A 15156-nucleotide genomic window follows, 5' to 3' on the forward strand; every position below is an offset into this window, starting at 1 on the left:
GTTAGCTGACGGCCCTGCGACAGCCGGGAGCCTCGAACGCCAACGGCGCCCGCGGGCTCACGATGCCGCGAGCGGTTCAGCCGTAGAGCTTGCGGTTGGCCTTGCGCAGGCGAGCTGCCAGCTCTGACAGCAGCTTGTGCGCCACCGACGGGGTGCTGTCGATGATGCCCTTCAGCTCCCGCCGCGACAGCATGATCGTCTCCATGTCGGTAGCGGCAACCACCGACGCGGTGCGCGGGCCATCGTCGAACAGCGACATCTCGCCGATGGACTCGCCCGGGCCGATCTCGGCGACTTTGCGCCCGTTGCGCCGCACGACTGCGGTGCCGTGCACGATCACGAAGGCGTAGCCGGCCGTTGGACCGCCGCTGCCTTCCTCCACGATGTTGTCGCCGGCCGTGAAATCGATTTGCTCGGCCCTGCGTGCGATGTGCTGGAGTTCCTTCTTGCTGCAGTCGGAGAACAGATCAACTTCACGAAGACTCTCCGCACGATTCGCTACCGACATATCCCGCTCCTTGCCGCCGTGGGCTGTTGCGCCGGGGCTGGCTGGCCCACAAGCGCCGGACCGTAGCACGCGCCCGGCCCCCAAGACGCGCCAGAGACTAGCGCCCGCCGCCCGCCAGACGGGCAAGTTGCGTGCAATCGGCCCTGCGGCGTGCGACGCTACAGAGGCTGAGTCGGGAGGGCGCAATGGTTGAGGCCTCGGTTGCGATGGTGACAGCGGTCATCAAGCCGCACCGGCTCGAGATGGTGCTCGAGGCGCTGCGGGATCTCGACATCACCGGGCTCACCGCATCGGAGGTACGGGGATTCGGCCGTCAGGGCGGCCACACCGAGACGTACCGGGGCACCGAGTACCACGTGGACTTCATTCCCAAGGTTCGCATCGAGGTGCTGGTGGCGACCGAGCTGGCGGAGCGGGTGGTGGATGCCATAGTCGAATCCACGCGTACTGAGCGGATTGGCGATGGCAAAGTGTGGGTCACTGCCGTCAACAGCGTTGTGCGTATTCGCACTGGTGAGCGCGGCATCGACGCTCTCTAGCCGGAGGGCGCGCTGAATCGTGTGCCCGCGGCGAGGGCGGCAGTGCCCTCAGCGACCAGCGATCCGGCTGGTCGCAACGTCGCCGAGTTCACCGCCGCCCTCGCCGCTATTCGCCTGGTGCGCTTTAGGCGATACTCAGCGGAGGTAGCGGGTCTCTACTGGGCACTGCGTTGTTACTTGCAGGTCGGCGTCGAGTTCGTAGACGAGGGGTATGCCGGTGGGGATGTTGAGCTGGGCGATCTCGCTGTCGCCGATGCCGTCGAGATGCTTCACGAGCGCCCGCAGGCTGTTGCCGTGCGCGGCGACCAACACGGTCGCGCCGGCTCGCAGATCGCCGACGATGCCGTCATGCCAGTAGGGCAGCATGCGCTGCACGACGTCGGCTAGGCACTCGCCGCGCGGCACCTCGCCGGCGGCCAAGCCTGCGTAGCGCGGGTCGCTGGCGACGTCGAATTCGTGGTCTGGGGGCATCGACGGGGGAGGCACGTCATAGCTGCGCCGCCAGAGATGGACTTGTTCGGCGCCGTGCCGTTCGGCCATCTCCGCCTTGTTCAGACCGGTGAGCGCGCCGTAGTGCCGTTCGTTGAGACGCCAGTGCCGCCGTACCGGCAGCCAGCTCCGGCCCATCGCGTCGAGTGTCGCGTTGGCGGTCTGGATGGCACGCCGAAGGAGCGATGTGTGCACGACGTCGGGTGCGATGCCTGCAGCGAGGAGGGTGGCGCCGGCGGCGTGGGCTTCCGCCTGCCCGTCGTCAGTCAGCCCGACGTCCCACCAGCCGGTGAAGCGGTTCTCGAGATTCCAGGCGCTCTGGCCGTGGCGCAGGAGCACGAGTGTGTGCGTGTCGCCTGGCGATGGCATGGGCTTGCACGGTAGCCCGCCACGGTCGTGGTCAGTTGTGGGCCCGCAGCGAAGGCGGCAGGACCCTCAGCGACCAGCGATCCGGTTGGCCGCAACGTCGCAGAGTCTCCTGCCGCCTCGGCTGCTATGACGCTTGTGCGGCAGTACCGGTAGCATGACTCAGAGAAGTTGCTAATAAGACACTCAACTTATATGCTTATCTCCACTACCAATCTGCATTCTTGGCCGGTTTGGGCCGGGATACCACACAAGGAAAGGCACAGCAATGCCCAAGGCTGTCGGAATTGACCTCGGAACCACGAACTCGGTGGTGGCTGCGATGGAGGGCGGCGAGCCCGCCGTCATTGCCAACGCCGAAGGCGACCGCACGACCCCGTCGGTCGTGGCGTTTGCCCGCAACGGTGAGGTGCTGACCGGCGAGGTCGCCAAGCGGCAGGCGGTCACAAACCCCGACCGCACCATTGCCTCGGTCAAGCGGCACATGGGCACCACCTGGGGCAAGTCCATCGATGACAAGAACTACACGCCGCAGGAGATCTCGGCCCGGGTGCTGCAGAAGCTGAAGCTCGACGCCGAGCAGTACCTCGGCGACACGGTGACCGAAGCGGTCATCACCGTGCCGGCGTACTTCGACGACGCGCAGCGGACCGCCACGACCGAGGCGGGAAAGATCGCCGGCCTCGACGTACTGCGCATCATCAACGAGCCCACGGCCGCCGCGCTGGCGTACGGCCTCGACAAGGAAACCGAGGACCAGACGATCCTGGTGTTCGACCTCGGCGGCGGCACGTTCGACGTGTCTGTGCTCGAGATCGGCGACGGCGTCTTCGAGGTGAAGTCCACAGCTGGCGACACACACCTCGGCGGCGACGACTGGGATGCCGCGGTGGTCGCGTGGCTGGTGGCGTCGTTCAAGGGCGACCATGGGGTCGACCTGAGCAGCGACGCAATGGCTTGCCAGCGTTTGCGGGAGGCGGCCGAGCAGGCCAAGAAGGACCTGTCGTCCAAGCAAACCACCCAGATCAACCTGCCGTTCATCACGGCAACCGACAGCGGCCCCCTCCACCTCGACTACGAGCTGAGCCGGTCCAAGTTCGAGGAGCTGACGTTCGACCTGCTGAAGCGCTGCCGGTCGCCGTTCGAGCAGGCCATCAATGATGCGGGCCTCGCGAAGTCCGACATCGATCACGTGATCCTGGTGGGCGGCTCCACGCGCATGCCCGCCGTGCAGAAGCTGGTGACCGAGCTCACCGGCCGTGAACCCCACAAGGGCGTGAATCCCGACGAGGTGGTCTCGGTGGGCGCGGCCATCCAGGCCGGGGTGCTCAAGGGCGACGTCACCGACGTGCTGCTGCTGGATGTCACACCGCTCAGCTTGGGCATCGAGACCAAGGGCGGCGTGATGACGCGCCTCATCGATCGCAACACCACGATCCCGACGCGCCGGTCGGAGATGTTCACCACCGCCGAAGACGGCCAGCCCTCTGTGGAGATCCACGTGCTGCAGGGCGAGCGGGAGATGGCGGCCGGCAACAAGACGCTGGGCAAGTTCCAGCTGGTCGGCCTGCCGCCGGCGCCGCGAGGCGTCCCGCAGATCGAGGTGGCATTCGACATCGATGCCAACGGCATCGTCCACGTGTCCGCGAAGGACAGCGCGACCGGCAAGGAGCAGTCGATCACCATCACCGGGCAGTCGGCCATGTCGCCCGAGGAGATCGAGAGGATGGTCTCCGATGCCGAGGCGCATGCCGCGGAGGACGCCCGCCGGCGGGAGGAGGCCGAGATTCGCAACAACGCGGACACGCTCGTGTACCAGACCCGCAAGCTGCTCGATGAGCAAGGCGACAGCGTCTCCGCCGACGACAAGGAGCCTGTGGAATCCGCCTTGGCGGCTGCCAGCGAGGCACTCGAGAGCGACGATCTCGACGCCATCCGCTCGGCCACCGAGACGCTCGCTGCGGCCAGCAGCGCGTTCAGCCAGAAGCTGTACGAGTCTGCGGCCGCGAACACCGCGACTGATGCTGATGGCGCCGGTTCTGACGACGATGTCGTCGACGCGGAGATCGTGGACGAGGAGAAGTGAGCGAGACCGAGACCGAGCTCGATGCAGCGGCTGCGGAAGCAGTCGGCGAGAGCCCAGCGGATCTGGACGGTCCAGGGTCTGAGCTGGCTGATCTGCTGGCCCAGCTCGACGCCGTGACCGCCGAGCGCGACGACTACCTCGACCAGCTGCAGCGCCAACGGGCGGAGTTCCAGAACTACCGGAAGCGAGTCGAAGCGGAGCGGCGTCAGCAGGTGTCTGCCGGCGTCAGCCGCTTGGTCGAGTCGCTGCTGCCGGTGCTCGACGGGTGCGACGCCGCCGCTGCCCAGGGACACAGCGAAGTGACCGCCGTGGGCCAGTCGCTCATGGTGGCGTTGGGCAAAGCGGGGCTCGAACGCATCGACGCCGTCGGGGAGCCGTTCGACCCCACCCAGCACGAGGCGGTGACGATCGAGCAAGCGCCCGCCACTCCGGCGCCGGACGAAGACGCTGACGCCTCCGATGCTGATGATGCAGACTCTGCGGCCGCCGCGGAGCCAGACGATGCCGATGCGCTGGCCCATGCCGACGGCGCCCGTCAAGTGGTGACAGCGGAGCTGCGCAGCGGCTTCCGCTTCGGCGGCCGGGTGCTGCGCGCCGCCATGGTCAAGGTGCGCACGGGGTAGGGGGCCACGATGGACCCACGACGCGAGTGGTTCGAGAACGACTACTACGCGGCCTTGGGTGTCTCGCCCGATGCGTCGGACAAGGACATCACCAAGGCGTACCGGAAGCTCGCGCGCAAGCACCATCCGGATTCGAGCGCCGGCGACGAGGAACGCTTCAAGGAGATCTCTGCGGCGTACGACGTCATCGGCGACTCCGAAAAGCGCGCGGCGTATGACGAGGCGCGCCGTCTGGGGCCCGCCGGTTTCGGCCCCCAGATGGGGGGGTTTGCGTCGGGGCCGGGCGGCTTCAGCATCCGCATCGAGGATCTGGGCGACCTGGGCGGCATCTTCGGCAACCTCTTCGGCGACGGCCGCGGGCGGGCCGGCCGCGGCGGGCCCATGCCGATGCGCGGTCACGATCTCGAGACCCGGCTCGGCATCTCGTTTCGCGACGCCGTGGAAGGTGCGGTGACCGAGGTCAGCGTTCCGGACCCGTCCGGAGGCGGCATGCGCATCGTGAAGGTGCGCATTCCCGCCGGAGTTGACGACGGCGGGCGGATCAGGCTTGCGGGCAAGGGCTCGCCCGGCTCGGGCGGAGGACCCAACGGCGACCTGTTCGTGCTGGTGGACGTGGCACCCGATGCCGACTTCGTCCGTGACGGTCGCAACCTCACCGTCAGCGTCCCGATCACCTTTCCCGAGGCCGTCTTCGGGGCCGATGTCAGGGTGCTGGATTTCGACGGGAACTCGGTGACGCTGCGTATCCCGCCAGGCACCCCGTCGGGCAAGACCTTCCGGGTGCGCGATCGAGGCGTCACCACCCGCCGCGGCACCGGCGATCTGCTGGTGAGCGTCGACATCGTGGTGCCGACGAAGCTGTCGTCTGCCGAGCAGGAGGCCATCGAGGCGCTGCGCGACGTCACCGACTTCGAGGCAGGGACAGGCCGGCGACAGCGCGAGGCCGAGCCGGAACCGGCGACGTTCGCCGACACCGCAGGAGCGAAGCAGTAGCGACCAGGGGACGAACCGAGGAACACCGTCATGACCGAACAACCCAGGCGAACGCCATCTGCGTCCGAGCGCAACCGGGCGCTGTATGTCATCTCGGTGGCGGCCGAGCTCGCTGGCGTGCATGCCCAAACACTGCGGATCTATGAGCGCAAGGGATTGCTGGCCCCCGCACGCACCTCCGGCGGCAGCCGTCGCTACAGCGACCGCGACATCGCCATGCTCAACCGCATCAGCCAGCTCACCAGCGAGGGCCTCAACCTGGCAGGCGTCAAGCGCGTGATGGAGCTCGAGGAGCGCGTGGCGGCGCTGGAGCGCAAGCTGGCCGACGTGCAGGCCGAGGCAGCCACGCTGGTGGCCGAGACGCACCGGCAGTACCGGCGTGACCTGGTGCCGCTTCCGCAGACCGATCTCATCAGGCGTCCGGGCTCGGCGCCCGGCTCGGGGCCGCTTCCGCAAGGCTGAGCCAGTCGGCTGCCTATTGTTCAGTCAAGAAATCTAAGTCTTCTATTGTCAAGTTTTCTGCTAAACTTGACATCATGAACGACGACGCAGATCCTCACAACCGTCCGCTGCCGTCGAGCCCGCTGATGCACCAGTGCTCCGAGGCACTCGAGCGATTCGGCCGCGATCTCACGGCCGAGGCTCGCGATGACAAGCTCGATCCTGTTATCGGCCGCGATGACGAGATCCGCCGGATCATCCAGGTGCTGTCAAGGCGTACCAAGAACAACCCGGTCCTGATCGGCGAACCAGGCGTGGGCAAGACGGCGATCGTCGAAGGCCTAGCCCGCCGCATCGCCGAGGGCGACGTTCCCGACGGTCTGCGCGACAAGCGTGTCGTCGCGCTCGACCTGGCTGCGATGGTGGCAGGGGCCAAGTACCGGGGCGAATTCGAGGAACGGCTCGAAGCCGTGCTGAGCGAGATCACCGAGTCCGATGGCGAGATCATCACGTTCCTCGACGAGGTGCACACGCTGGTGGGCGCCGGCGCGGGCGGTGACAGTTCGCTCGACGCAGCCAACATGCTCAAGCCGATGCTGGCGCGCGGGCAGCTGCGACTTGTGGGCGCGACGACGCTCGACGAGTACCGCCAGCACATCGAAGACGACGCAGCGCTCGAACGGCGCTTCGCCCCCGTCTATGTCGGCGAACCATCGGTCACCGATGCGGTGGCCATCGTGCGCGGGCTGAAAGAGCGCTACGAGGTCCACCACGGCGTGCGCATCACCGACGCAGCACTGGTGGCCGCGGTCACCCTGTCGGATCGATACCTGCGAGAGCGATTCCTGCCCGACAAGGCCATCGATCTCATGGACGAGGCTGCCAGCCGCCTGCGGATCGAGATCGACTCGGTGCCCCTCGAGATCGACGTATGCGAACGGCGCATCCGCCAGCTCGAGATCGAGGAACTGGCGCTGAGCGGCGAGGAATCGTCGAATGAGTCGAGCAGCAGTTCATCGGGAAGCCAGGGGCACGAGAACCAGCGGCGCGACGCAATCGCGGAGGAACTCGCATCTGAGCGCGAGCGTGTTGGGGGGCTCAAGGCGCACTGGCAGGCGGAGAAGGCGGCGATCAACCGGATCCGGGCGCTGAAGTCCGAAGCCGAGGCACTGGCTGCCCAAGTGGAGCGCGAAACCGATCTTGGGCAGGCCGCGAAGATCCGCTTCGGTGAACTGCCAGAGGTGCACCGGCATCTCGATGAAGCAGCCGGGGAGCTGGCACGACTGCAGGCAGGCAAGCGGATCCTGCGGGAAGAGGTGGACGCGAACGACATCGCCGAGGTGGTGTCGCGCTGGACGGGCATCGCCACGAGCCGGCTGCTCGAAGGAGAGGTGCACAAGCTGGTGCACTTGGAAGAGACGCTGGCTCGCCGAGTCGTCGGCCAGCAACGTGCGGTCGCAGCGGTCGCCAATGCCATCCGGCGCAGCCGCGCCGGGCTGAGCGAGCCGGATCGGCCCATCGGGAGTTTCCTGTTCCTGGGTCCGACCGGTGTCGGCAAGACCGAGCTGGCCCGTGCGTTGGCCGAAGCGTTGTTCGACGACGAACGCGCCATGGTTCGGATCGACATGTCGGAGTATCTGGAACGGCACTCGGTCAGCCGCCTGATCGGCGCACCCCCCGGGTACATCGGCCATGACGACGGCGGCCAGCTGACCGAGGCAGTCCGCCGCCGGCCGTACTCGGTCGTCCTGCTCGATGAGATCGAGAAAGCACACGCCGACGTGTTCAACGTGCTGCTGCAGGTGCTCGACGACGGTCGGCTGACGGACGGTCAAGGTCGTACCGTCGACTTCTCCAACGTCGTGCTCATCATGACGTCGAACCTGGCAGTGGACCCAGCGGAGTTCTTCGCACCGGAGTTCATCAACCGCGTCGACGAGATACTGCAGTTCGACGCCCTCAGCCGCAGCGATGTGGCTGCTATCGCCGAGCGGCAGCTGGAGATCCTGCGCAGCCGCCTCGCCGATCGCGAGATCACGCTGGAGGTCACGACGGCAGCTGCCGAGTTGCTCGCCAACCGCGGGTACGACCCCGCCTACGGCGCCCGGCCGCTCCGGCGCTTGATCCAGCGCGAGCTGACCGATCCGCTGGCCTCTGGTCTGCTCGACGGCACGTTCGCCGATGGCGACGCGGTGACGGTGGACAACGTCGACGGCTCGTTCAGTCTCAACACGACGTTGCCGCCGGCGCGCACCGCACCTGACGAGCACGACGGCGCGCAACCTTGGCCGAAAGCCTCCTGACCGATCAGCGCAGTCTGGCCGCCCGGGGCCGTATCTCAGCCTCTTGAACGCCCCGCAAGTCGGCCAATTCCACCGGAAATCCGGCGGCCCCGGAGGGGTCACTCCCTAGACTGATTTGGTGACGACGACAGCGTCCTGCCGGCTGGCGATGGGCTGAATCATGCCGGGCTCGATCGTCGTAGGAACGCAATGGGGCGACGAGGGCAAGGGCCGCATCGTCGACATCGTCGCCAAGGAATGCCAGCACGTCGTTCGCTACCAGGGCGGCCACAATGCCGGGCACACGCTCGTGGTCGACAACGAGACGTTCAAGCTGCAGCTCATCCCGAGTGGCGTCCTCTACGACCACGTCACGCCCATCATCGGCAACGGCGTCGTGGTGAACCCGTGGGTGCTGCTCAGCGAGATCGACATGCTGACCGAGCGGGGCGTCGACTGCGGGCGCCTCATGCTCAGCCCGGCGGCACACCTGGTGCTGCCCTACCACCAGCTCGTCGACGAACTGGTGGAGGAGCGGCACGGGCAAGCCGGGCTGGGCACCACCAAGCGAGGAATCGGGCCCGCCTATGCCGACAAGGCAGCGCGGGTGGGCCTGCGCATCGAAGACTTGCTGGAACCAGCGGTGCTGCGCGAGCGGCTGCACAACGTCCTCGGTGACCGCAACGACTACCTGCGCCGGGTGTTCGACCATCCGGGCATCGATCCCGACGCGCTGGCCGCTCAACTGCTCGACGAGGTGGCGCCGCGCCTCACGCCGCTGTTGGCCGACACCATCGGCTGGCTCCACGAAGCGCTGCACGCGGGCGAGCGGGTGCTATTCGAAGGCGCCCAAGCCACGTTCCTCGACCTCGACCACGGCACCTACCCGTTCGTCACGTCGTCGAACCCGGTGGCAGGGTTCGCGCTGGTCGGCTCGGGTATCGGCCCCGGCGCGATCGATCAGGTCATCGGCATCGCCAAGGCGTACACCACCCGGGTGGGTTCTGGACCCTTCGTCACCGAGCTGGACGGCGAGACGGCCGAGCATCTGCGAGATCGCGGCGCAGAATACGGCACCAACACCAACCGGCCGCGCCGCTGCGGCTGGTTCGACGCCGTCATGGGCCGTCAGGCCGTGCGGCTGAACGCCTGCACCGAGATCGCGCTCACCAAGCTCGACGTGCTCGACGAGCTCGACACGATCAAGGTCTGCGTCGCCTACGAGGTGGACGGCCACCGCTACGACTACCTGCCGCACCTGCGCTCCCTGCACGATCGAGCTGTCCCCGTGTACGCCACGCTGCCGGGCTGGAAGACACCGCTCGACAAGGTCACCCAGCGGTGGCAGCTGCCCCGCCAAGCGGTCGATTACATCGTGTTCCTCGAACGCCAGCTCGGCCTGCCGATCCGGTATGTCTGCGTCGGCCCCGGCCGTGAGCAGTACATCCGCTTCGCAGCGTGAGCTGCGAAGTTTGGACCCAGCGCAGCGTGAGACACCTTCCGTTCGCACCCCCTGCCCATGAGGTTGACGGCCGATGAAGGTCTGTGTGGTCGGCCAAGGCGGTCGTGAGCACGCGTTCGCGAGCGCTCTCGCCCGCAACGCCGATGTCGTTGTCACGCCGGGCAATCCCGGCATTTCGGGCAGCGTCGCAACACCGCCCACCGAGATCGATGCCGACCTCTTCGTGATCGGCCCGGAAGGGCCGCTGGCAGACGGCCTCGCTGATCGCCTGCGAGCAGACGGCCGGCTCGTGTTCGGACCGGGCGCGGACGGCGCCGCGCTGGAGAGCTCCAAGGCGTGGATGAAAGAAGTCGTCAGCGCCGCCGGCGTGCCCACGGCGGCCTATGCGGCATTCGACAGCGACCCCGCAGGCCGCCGTGCAGCGCACGCCTACCTGGAGACGCTGCCGCCGCCGTACGTTGTCAAGACCAGCGGCCTCGCTGCGGGCAAAGGCGTGCTGGTCACCGACGAGCTGGCCGAAGCCCACGCCGACGTCGACGCCAAGCTGGACGGCACTGCATTCGGGGATGCCGGTCGCCGCATCGTGATCGAAGAGGGAATGGGTGGCCCCGAGGTGTCGCTGTTCGCGCTGTGCGACGGCCGCCGCGCGGTGCTGCTGCCCACGGCCGTGCGCGATCACAAGCGCATCGGCGACGGCGACACGGGTCCCAACACCGGCGGCATGGGCTGCGTCTCGCCGCTGGCCGATGTCGACCGGGCCGCCTGCGACGAACTGGCCGCGATGGCATTCGAGCCGACGCTGGCTGAGTTGATCCGGCGGGGCGTCGACTATCGCGGCGTGCTCTACGCGGGCTTCATGCTGACGCCCGACGGACCCCGGCTGCTGGAGTTCAACGTCCGCTTCGGCGATCCCGAGGCACAGGTCACGCTGCCGCGCATCGAGAACGATCTGGCGCAGCTCTTGGCGGAAGCGGCAGCGGGAGAGCTGACTGACGAGGTCGTCGTCTCCGACGATGCCATGGTGTGCGTCGTCTGCGCCGCCGAGGGATACCCCGCAGCGCCGCGCACGGGTGATCTCATTGCGGGCCTTGAGCGGGCGCGCGAAGTTCCGGGCGTCACCGTGTTCTGCGCAGGCGTCGGCGCTGGCGACGGGCGGACGGTTCCGTCCGAGTCGCTGGTGACCGGGGGCGGCCGGGTGCTGAATGTGTGCGGCCGCGGGCCCGATGTGGCGGTGGCACGCGACCGCGCATACGAAGCCGTGCGGCAGCTCAGCTGGCCGGGCATGACCTACCGCACCGACATCGCCGCCGCCGAGGCTGCGGCAGCGGCCTCCCTCAGCCGATGAGGGCGTCAATGGGTGTCGTCGGGTGCCTCGGACATCGCCCCATCACCCGCTCCGGGCGGCGAGACTCGGACGGTACGTCGATGGGCAACACGCCGATGCATGTCAGGAGAGCAAATCGATGAAGGTCGCCATCTTGATGGGCTCACCGAACGATGCGTCGAAGATGGCACCAGCCGCCGAGATGCTCGACAGGTTCGATGTCGAACACGTGACTGAGGTGATGAGCGCTCACCGCACACCTGCAGCCGTGGCGTCGTTCGCGACCGGAGCACGCGACGCCGGCTTTGCCGCGGTCATCTGCGGGGCCGGCATGGCAGCGCACTTGGCCGGTGTGGTGGCTGCGCACACCACCCTGCCGGTGATCGGCGTGCCGCTCAGCGGCGGCCTCGCCGACGGCCTCGATGCGCTGCTGTCGACGGTGCAGATGCCAAAGGGCATCCCGGTCGCCACCGTCGCGGTGAACGGCTCGGCGAATGCGGCTGTGCTCGTGGTGGAGATGCTGGCGGTGACCGATGCCGAGCTCGCTGCCCGCCTGGACGAGTTCCGCGCCGCTGGTGCCCGGTGAGGCTGGGTCCGGTGAGGTCGGTGTGAGCCCCGAGGTCATTCCCAACGTTCTGGCGACTCGCTACGCCTCGGCGGAGATGGTCGAGCTCTGGTCGCCCGGCCACAAGGTCATCCTCGAGCGTCGCTTGTGGATCGCGGTGCTCGAGGCGCAGCGAGATGCGGGTGTCGACGTGCCTGACGGCGCGCTGGAGGCGTACCGAGACGTGGTCACCCAGGTCGACCTCGACTCGATCACCGAGCGGGAACGGATCACGCGCCACGACGTGAAGGCGCGCATCGAGGAGTTCTGCGCGCTCGCCGGCTACGAGCAGATCCATCGCGCCATGACCTCACGCGATGTCACCGAGAACGTCGAGCAGTGCCAGATCACCGCAGCGCTGGGTTTGGTCGGGCAACGCATGGCGGCCTTCATCGTGCGCATCGCCGCGTTGGCGACCTCGCACCGCAACCTCGTGATGACCGCACGCACGCACAATGTGCCCGCGCAGGCCACCACCTTGGGCAAGCGCTGGGCCACGATCGGCACCGAGGCGCTCGTGTCGCTCGAGCGCACCGAGGAGCTCTTGGCCCGCTACCCGCTTCGCGGCATCCGCGGACCGGTGGGCACGCAGCAGGACATGCTGGAACTGTTGGGCGGCGACAGGGCAGCTGTGGATCGCCTGGAGCGACGCCTCGCCGCCGAGCTGGGCTTCACCCGGGTGCTCGGTTCCGCTGGGCAGATCTATCCCCGCTCGCTCGACCTCGACGTCGTGGCAGCGCTGGTCGGTGCCGCGGCACCGCTCGGCAACCTGGCGCTGGGCGTACGGCTCGGCGCCGGTCACGAACTGGTCACCGAAGGCTTCGCTGCCGGCCAGGTCGGTTCGTCTGCCATGCCGCACAAGATGAACACCCGCTCGTGCGAGCGAATCACCGGCCTCGTGACCATCCTGCGCGGGCACCTGACGATGGCTTCGCAGCTCGCCGGCAACCAATGGGATGAAGGTGATGTGAGCTGTTCGGTAGTGCGCCGCGTCGTGCTCCCCGATGCCTTCTTCGCACTCGACGGAGCGCTGCAGACTGCCTTCAGCGTTCTGGACGGCTTCGCCGTCTTCCCGGCTCGGGTCGAAGCCGAACTGGCCGCATACCTGCCGTTTCTCGCAACCACCCGTCTGCTCGCCGCCGCCGTGGCAGCAGGCGCCGGCCGCGAGGAAGCGCACGAGCGCATCGGCGCGCATGCGACCGCTGCAGTGCTGGCGCTGCGCGAGGGCACCGTCGACCGCAACGATCTCGCGGCTCGCATCGTGGCCGATCCTGAGCTGCAGCTCAGCGACGACGATGTCGCGGCAGCGCTTGCAGATCCGGCGTCGTTCAGCGGCCGCGCTGCGGACCAGGTCGACGAGTTCGTGGCTGCCGCGGCCAAGGTTGCGGAGCGGTACGGCGCAGCCGTCGACTACGAGCCGGGCGAGGTGCTGTGAGCCGAGCGGCGGGTGACGCCGAACGATGACCGGCGAGACGATGACAAGAGAGGCAACGTGAGCGAGCTTGAGCTAGTCCACCGCGGGAAGGTACGCGAGATGTACCGCGTCGACGACAGGCACCTGTTGATGGTGGCCAGCGACCGCATCTCGGCCTTCGACGTCGTGTTCAACGAACCGGTGCCCGACAAGGGCCGAGTGCTGACGGCCATGACGGCGTGGTGGTCGACCTGGCTCGGCGACATCGCCCCGACCCATGTGGTCTCCGCCGACCCTGCCGACTTCCCGGCTGCGGCGCGACGACCCGAATGGGCCGGCCGAGCGCTCCTCGTTCGGCGGGCGGAGATGCTGCCCATCGAGTGCATCGTGCGCGGGTACATCACCGGCTCGGCATGGAAGGAATACCGCGAGCGCGGCACCATGCACGACGAGCCGCTGCCGGCCGGTCTGCTCGAATCACAGCAGCTCCCCGAACCAGTCTTCACGCCGTCCACCAAGGCAACCGATGGACACGACGTGAACATCTCGTTCGCTGCTGCCGCGGAACTGGTGGGCTCCGAGGCGGCTGCGGCCGCCCGCCGAGTGTGCGTCGATGCCTACAGCACGGCGGCCGCACATGCGTCCGAGCGGGGGATCATCATCGCCGACACCAAGTTCGAGCTGGGCTATGTGGACGGCACCCTGGTGGTCGCCGACGAGTGGCTCACACCCGACTCGTCTCGTTTCTGGCCCAAGGATCACTGGCAGCCCGGCGCATCGCCGCCGTCGCTCGACAAGCAGCCGGTGCGCGACGCCACCGAAGCCACCGGATGGAACAAGGAACCACCCCCGCCGCCGCTCACTGGCGATGTGGTTGCCGCCACCCGCGCTCGCTACATCGAGGCGTACGAGACACTGACCGGTGAGTCATTCGACGACTGGTTGGCGCACTCCGGCGTGCCGGCGGGAGCTCCCGCTTCATGAATCGCTGGGATGTGCTGGTGGAAGTCTCGCCACGAGCCGAGATTGCCGATCCGGCCGGCACCACGATCGAGCGAGCCCTCGCAGCGCTCGGGTTTGCGGGCGTGAGCGGCGTCAGGGTCGGCAAGGCCATCCGCATGGAGGTCACCGCAGCAGATGTGTCCGAAGCCCGGTCGGTGACTGAGCAGATGTGCGACCGCCTGCTGGCGAACCCGGTGATCGAGGACGCTCGCATCGAGCTGCGTGCCGCGGCGCAGGATCACAGCCCATGAGTACGACCATGAATGTGCCGATGAGTGTGCCGATGAGTGTGACGGTCGGCGTCGTCCAGTTCCCCGGCACGAACTGCGATCTCGACACGCTCGACGCTTTGGCCGAGCTCGGGGCGCGGACAGCGCTGCTGCGCAGTGACGAAACCTCGCTGGGCGGTGTGGATGCCGTCGTCATTCCGGGCGGATTCGCGCACGGCGACTACCTGCGTACCGGCGCAATCGCCCGCTTCTCGCCGATCATGGATGCGGTGGAGTCATTCGCGAGTGCCGGAGGTCCCGTGGTCGGCATTTGCAACGGATTTCAAGTATTGACCGAGGCAGGTCTGCTGCCGGGAGCATTGCGGCCCAATGCTGGGCTTTCGTTCCTGTGCCAGCCGCAGCAGTTGATGATGGCATCGGTGAATCATGTCTTGGGACATGGCCTGTCGCCATCGGATCAACTGAGCATTCCCATCAATCACTTTGAAGGGAACTATGTGTGTGATGGCGCGACACTGCAACGTTTGCGTGCGAACGGTCAAGTGGTGATGCGCTATATCGGCAATCCGAATGGTTCAGTGGACGACATCGCTGGCGTTTGCAACGAAGCGGGCAATGTGGTGGGCCTGATGCCCCATCCGGAGCGGGCCACGTCTGAGCTATTGGGTTCTACTGACGGACGCAAGTTGCTCGAAGCATTGCTCTGTGCGGCAGCGAGCACACGTCAAACCGTCGGTCACCACGCGGCATGAAGACGCGCAGGCCTGCGGTGGCTCGGGCTTCGTTGGCCGAG

General features: G+C 67.5%; 15 protein-coding genes. 13 read left to right on the forward strand and 2 right to left on the reverse strand.

What is annotated here, in order from left to right:
- Positions 1 to 76: 76 nt before the first annotated feature.
- Entirely contained in the window at positions 77 to 508 is a 432-nt protein-coding gene (locus tag ACOQPE_RS05280; protein ID WP_420610826.1) for a Crp/Fnr family transcriptional regulator, read from the reverse strand.
- 185 nt (positions 509 to 693) lie between these two features.
- On the opposite strand from ACOQPE_RS05280, the gene ACOQPE_RS05285 reads away from it, so the two are divergent.
- The gene (locus ACOQPE_RS05285; protein WP_323671478.1) at positions 694 to 1047 is read left to right on the forward strand and encodes a P-II family nitrogen regulator; all 354 of its coding nucleotides are present in this window, start codon (positions 694 to 696) and stop codon (positions 1045 to 1047) included.
- A gap of 135 nt (positions 1048 to 1182) precedes the next feature.
- Here ACOQPE_RS05285 and gpmA read toward each other — a convergent pair whose 3' ends face one another.
- On the reverse strand, positions 1183 to 1905 hold the full coding sequence (gene gpmA / locus ACOQPE_RS05290) for a 2,3-diphosphoglycerate-dependent phosphoglycerate mutase (RefSeq protein ID WP_420610827.1): 723 nt from the start codon (positions 1903 to 1905) through the stop codon (positions 1183 to 1185).
- A 265-nt stretch (positions 1906 to 2170) separates the two neighbouring features.
- Between gpmA and dnaK the strand changes: the two genes are divergently transcribed.
- From dnaK to purQ, 12 genes are all read left to right on the forward strand, one after another.
- Entirely contained in the window at positions 2171 to 3988 is a 1818-nt protein-coding gene (dnaK, locus tag ACOQPE_RS05295) for a molecular chaperone DnaK (protein WP_420610828.1), read from the forward strand.
- The gene (locus ACOQPE_RS05300) at positions 3985 to 4611 is read left to right on the forward strand and encodes a nucleotide exchange factor GrpE (protein WP_420610829.1); all 627 of its coding nucleotides are present in this window, start codon (positions 3985 to 3987) and stop codon (positions 4609 to 4611) included. Before dnaK ends, ACOQPE_RS05300 begins: the two co-directional genes overlap by 4 nt.
- 9 nt (positions 4612 to 4620) lie before the next feature.
- On the forward strand, positions 4621 to 5604 hold the full coding sequence (locus tag ACOQPE_RS05305; protein ID WP_420610830.1) for a DnaJ C-terminal domain-containing protein: 984 nt from the start codon (positions 4621 to 4623) through the stop codon (positions 5602 to 5604).
- Between the two features lie 30 nt (positions 5605 to 5634).
- A complete protein-coding gene (locus tag ACOQPE_RS05310) occupies positions 5635 to 6066 on the forward strand; it encodes a heat shock protein transcriptional repressor HspR (protein WP_420610831.1) in 432 nt (143 codons plus the stop codon).
- 74 nt (positions 6067 to 6140) lie between these two features.
- Complete coding sequence (locus ACOQPE_RS05315) at positions 6141 to 8348, forward strand: ATP-dependent Clp protease ATP-binding subunit (protein WP_420610832.1); 2208 nt, start codon at positions 6141 to 6143, stop codon at positions 8346 to 8348.
- Positions 8349 to 8508: 160 nt separating this feature from the next.
- Entirely contained in the window at positions 8509 to 9789 is a 1281-nt protein-coding gene (locus tag ACOQPE_RS05320) for an adenylosuccinate synthase (protein WP_420610833.1), read from the forward strand.
- Positions 9790 to 9862: 73 nt separating this feature from the next.
- A complete protein-coding gene (purD, locus tag ACOQPE_RS05325; RefSeq protein ID WP_420610834.1) occupies positions 9863 to 11134 on the forward strand; it encodes a phosphoribosylamine--glycine ligase in 1272 nt (423 codons plus the stop codon).
- A 118-nt stretch (positions 11135 to 11252) separates the two neighbouring features.
- Complete coding sequence (gene purE / locus ACOQPE_RS05330; protein WP_420610835.1) at positions 11253 to 11699, forward strand: 5-(carboxyamino)imidazole ribonucleotide mutase; 447 nt, start codon at positions 11253 to 11255, stop codon at positions 11697 to 11699.
- A complete protein-coding gene (gene purB, locus ACOQPE_RS05335; RefSeq protein ID WP_420610836.1) occupies positions 11647 to 13152 on the forward strand; it encodes an adenylosuccinate lyase in 1506 nt (501 codons plus the stop codon). The genes purE and purB overlap by 53 nt, the downstream gene beginning before the upstream one ends.
- A gap of 57 nt (positions 13153 to 13209) precedes the next feature.
- Positions 13210 to 14115 carry a phosphoribosylaminoimidazolesuccinocarboxamide synthase gene (locus ACOQPE_RS05340; protein WP_420610837.1) on the forward strand — a complete coding sequence of 302 codons (906 nt, stop codon included), beginning with the start codon at positions 13210 to 13212 and terminating at the stop codon, positions 14113 to 14115.
- The gene (purS, locus tag ACOQPE_RS05345) at positions 14112 to 14384 is read left to right on the forward strand and encodes a phosphoribosylformylglycinamidine synthase subunit PurS (protein ID WP_420610838.1); all 273 of its coding nucleotides are present in this window, start codon (positions 14112 to 14114) and stop codon (positions 14382 to 14384) included. The genes ACOQPE_RS05340 and purS overlap by 4 nt, the downstream gene beginning before the upstream one ends.
- A 38-nt stretch (positions 14385 to 14422) precedes the next feature.
- Positions 14423 to 15115 carry a phosphoribosylformylglycinamidine synthase subunit PurQ gene (purQ, locus tag ACOQPE_RS05350; protein WP_420611361.1) on the forward strand — a complete coding sequence of 231 codons (693 nt, stop codon included), beginning with the start codon at positions 14423 to 14425 and terminating at the stop codon, positions 15113 to 15115.
- Positions 15116 to 15156: the final 41 nt, after the last annotated feature.

The organism is Candidatus Poriferisodalis sp., from assembly GCF_965219595.1.
In the GTDB taxonomy this organism is placed as follows: Bacteria; Actinomycetota; Acidimicrobiia; order Acidimicrobiales; family Poriferisodalaceae; genus Poriferisodalis.